The sequence below is a fragment of the Thermomicrobiales bacterium genome, assembly GCA_023954495.1.
In the GTDB taxonomy this organism is placed as follows: domain Bacteria; phylum Chloroflexota; class Chloroflexia; order Thermomicrobiales; family CFX8; genus JAMLIA01.
In genome coordinates, this window is the sequence record JAMLIA010000140.1 from 1 (window position 1) to 3,657 (window position 3,657).

At 66.1% G+C, this 3,657-nt stretch carries 4 protein-coding genes; all 4 read left to right on the top strand.

Annotated features, from left to right (window positions below; genetic code table 11):
- Positions 1-630: amidohydrolase family protein (locus M9890_15560; protein ID MCO5178371.1), on the top strand; the 630-nt coding region annotated here is incomplete at its 5' end.
- A gap of 84 nt (positions 631-714) precedes the next feature.
- The gene (gene thpR, locus M9890_15565) at positions 715-1,350 is read left to right on the top strand and encodes an RNA 2',3'-cyclic phosphodiesterase (protein MCO5178372.1); all 636 of its coding nucleotides are present in this window, start codon (positions 715-717) and stop codon (positions 1,348-1,350) included.
- Between the two features lie 76 nt (positions 1,351-1,426).
- Complete coding sequence (gene prfA, locus M9890_15570; GenBank protein ID MCO5178373.1) at positions 1,427-2,506, top strand: peptide chain release factor 1; 1,080 nt, start codon at positions 1,427-1,429, stop codon at positions 2,504-2,506.
- A 369-nt stretch (positions 2,507-2,875) separates the two neighbouring features.
- On the top strand, positions 2,876-3,657 hold a 782-nt coding region (prmC, locus tag M9890_15575; GenBank protein ID MCO5178374.1), incomplete at its 3' end, for a peptide chain release factor N(5)-glutamine methyltransferase.

Consider the following 3,657-nt stretch of genomic DNA (forward strand, 5'->3'; position numbering starts at 1 on the left):
GTGCATGCCGCCGGCCAGCAGCTGTGGATGCACGTCTGCTCGCAGCCCTCTATTTACATGGTGGCCGATGCTGTGGAGGAGGCGCTGCGCCGCCATCCCGCGCCACATCGCCATCGCATTGAGCACGCCGCCGACTACCTGATCGACGAGGCGGACATGCGGCGGATTCGCGATCTCGGCATCCGCATCGTGACGACGCCGCAGTTCATCTACGCCCAGGGCGACGTGCTGTCCCTGCCGAACAGCCAGCGTTTCCCGCGCAAATTCCGGCTGCGCACTCTGATCGATCACGGCTTTGAGGTCATTGGTTCGAGCGACACGACCGGCAGCGTGCCGGACGGCATCGCTCCGCTGTTCAACATCGCCTGCGCCGTCACGCGCCGCACGCTCTCCGGCCGACAGTACGTGCCGGAGGAAGCCATCACCGTTGAGGAAGCGCTGAAGCTCTACACCCGCTGGCCGGCAGCCGGCACGTTCGAGGAACGAGACAAAGGCTCGATCGCGGTCGGCAAGCTCGGAGACTTCACCGTCCTCTCCGACGACCCACGGCGTGTCACGCCGGACGCGCTCTTTGATCTGCGCGCCGAAGCGACGATCATCGACGGGGATGTTGTTTGGGAGCGTGGGTGAGCGGGGCGTCCTTGCCTTCACCCGCACCGATCTCTCTCCCCACCCCCCAAGCCCGGCAAGGGCAGTGGACTATACTTGGGCGTTATGGTGACGCACCGGCGGCGACAGGCCAGCACGACGACGACAGGGACCGCCGACTGGCGCGTCTTCGTTGCTGTGCCAGTGAGCGAGGCGGTTCGCGCGCGGATGAGAGATGTTGCCGACGCGCTCGCGCCGCAGGGTTGGCCGATGCGCTGGGTGCGGCCGGATCTGGCGCACCTGACGCTGCGGTTCTACGGCAATGTAGCCAGCGACCGCGTGCCGGACCTGGCTGCGCGGATCGCGCCCGTTGCGCAGAGTGCCCAGCCATTGCAACTGGAGGCGACGACGATCGGTGCGTTTCCGTCTGAGCATCGACCGCGCGTCATCTGGCTCGGACTGGCCGGCGACATCGGGCCGCTGGGTGTGCTCGCCGCAGCCGTGACGACCGCGACGAACGACTATGGCCCACCGGAGCGGCGACCGTTCGCGCCGCACATCACGCTGGCGCGTCTGCGCGATGGCGCTGCGGCCCCGTCCGATTTCCGGCAGGTAGTGGCGAGCGTTGAGCGCCCAGCCGTTCCGTTTGTAGCGGATCGCCTGCAGCTCATCCGCAGCGTGCTGGGTGCGGGCGGACCGACTTATTCGACGCTGCACGAGTGGCGACTTGGCGCTGCGCCGGAGATCGACGATCACGGTTAGCGACCGACGACTTTGATAACGACATGACGTGCACTTCCGGATTGAAGCCGCTAACCCGAAGATCAGGAGCCTCCCGATGACCGATATGTTTGACCGCCTCAAAGAGCTGGATCGTCGATTCGACGAACTGACCCAGATGCTCGGTGATCCGGCGATTGCCACCGATCCCGACAAGCTGATCGAGTTCGGACGCGAGCGCTCCGATATCGAGGATGTTGTCCTCGCCTATCGTGACCTGCGCGCGCTGGACGGCCAGATCGCCGACGCCGAGGTGATGGCCAGCGATGATGACGCCGAGATGGCCAGCATGGCCCGCGAGGAGCTCGATAGTCTGCGCTCCGACCGCGAGCCGCTGATCACACGGCTGCGTGCACTGCTGGTGCCGAAAGACCCCAACGACGAGAAAAACGTCATCGTCGAGATCCGCGCTGGTACCGGCGGCGACGAGGCCGCGCTGTTTGCCGCCGAGCTGGTGCGCCTCTACACGCGCTACGCCGAGCGGCAGGGTTGGAAAACCGACATCCTCAACTTGAACGAGACTGGCATCGGCGGCATCAAGGAGGCCGTGCTGGAGGTTCGCGGACGCGGTGCCTACAGCCACCTGCGCTATGAGAGCGGCGTGCATCGTGTCCAGCGTGTGCCGGTGACGGAATCCAGCGGGCGCATTCACACCTCAGCGGCGACCGTCGCTGTCCTGCCGGAGGCCGAGGATGTTGATATCCAGATCGACGAGAACGACCTGCGGGTGGACGTCTTCCGCTCGACCGGCCACGGCGGCCAGAGCGTCAACACGACCGACTCGGCGGTGCGCATTACCCACCTGCCGTCTGGCATCGTCGTCAGCTGTCAGGACGAGAAGTCGCAGTTGAAGAACCGGGCCAAGGCGATGGCAGTGCTGCGGGCGCGACTCTTCGATCTGGAACAGCAGCGGCTCGATGCGGAGCGTGGCGGCATGCGCCGTTCGCAGGTCGGCAGCGGCGATCGGTCTGAAAAGATCCGCACCTACAACTTCCCGCAGGATCGCGTCACCGACCACCGACTCAAGATGAACCTCAGCAATCTGCCGAGCGTGATGGATGGCAACATCGAGACGTTTGTCCGCGAACTGCAAGCCCTCGACCAGGCCGAGCGCCTCCAGCTCGCCGGCATGGCCTGAACCCGCGCGCGGCGTGAAGCACTCCCCACTCCGTACGGACAGGACCCGGCCTGTCCTCGCCGTGAGGCGACCCTCCCGCGCCGAATGGCCCTGTCTCAGATCTGCGCAATGGACGTTGGAAACCTGCTCTGACATGGCGAATGCGCGTTGCGTTGTCCATCCCACGTCATTCCGATACTTGCCGAATACGAATCGCTCGGCGCTGGGTGGTCGCCTCACGGCGAGGACAGGCCAGGTCCTGTCCGTACGGAGCGATATGTGGGTCATGCCTTTGTCAGGCCGCGATTGTCTGGCGCGGGGGAGTCGCCTCACGGCGAGGACAGGCCGGGTCCTGTCCGTACGGAGCGATATGCGCTTTATGCGGCCATGATGCGAACGTATCTGGTGGCGTTGCAGCACGCGGCGGAGCGGTTGGCAGGTGCCAGCGATTCGCCGCGCCTGGACGCCGAGGTGCTGCTGCGTGAGGTGACGGGGCTGGATCGCGCCGGCTTGCTCTTTCGATATGCGGAGTCGCTGCCGGACGAGCAGGATGTCAGATTTAGCGCGCTCGTCGAGCGTCGCCTGGCCGGTGAGCCGATTGCCTACATCCTCGGGCGGCGCGCGTTCCGCACGATTGACCTGGCGGTCGATGAGCGGGTGCTGATTCCGCGACCCGAGACGGAGTGGATCGTCGATCTGGCGCTGGCCTGGCTGGCGCAGCACGGCGGTCCGCGCCGCGTTGTCGACGTCGGCACGGGCTCCGGCGCGATCGCCCTCGCGCTAGCGAGCGAGCTGGCGGCGATGCGGCGCGTCATCCAGATTGTCGGCGTCGATGTTTCGCGTGATGCGCTGGCGGTGGCGCGTTTGAATCGCGAGCGGCTGGGGCTGCGACAGCGCGTCGATCTACTCGCCAGCGACCTGCTGGCCGGGCTGAGCGGCCCGTTCGACCTGATCCTCGCCAACCTGCCCTACTTGCGACCGGATCAGACTCATCCGTCGACCGACCGCGAGCCGCAGCTGGCGCTCTTCGCCGGGCTGGATGGCTTCGATCTCTATCGGCGGTTGCTGTACGAAGCGAGGGACATGCTTGTGCCCGGCGGCCTGCTGGTTGGGGAGATCGACCCGGCGCAGGCGGACCTGGCGCTTGAGGTGGCGCTGAAGGTAATGGGTAG

Bases quoted from the DNA above. Each gene is read 5' to 3' on its own strand.
- prfA (MCO5178373.1), top strand. From the start codon at position 1,427: ATGACCGATATGTTTGACCGCCTCAAAGAGCTGGATCGTCGATTCGAC.
- thpR (MCO5178372.1), top strand. From the start codon at position 715: ATGGTGACGCACCGGCGGCGACAGGCCAGCACGACGACGACAGGGACC.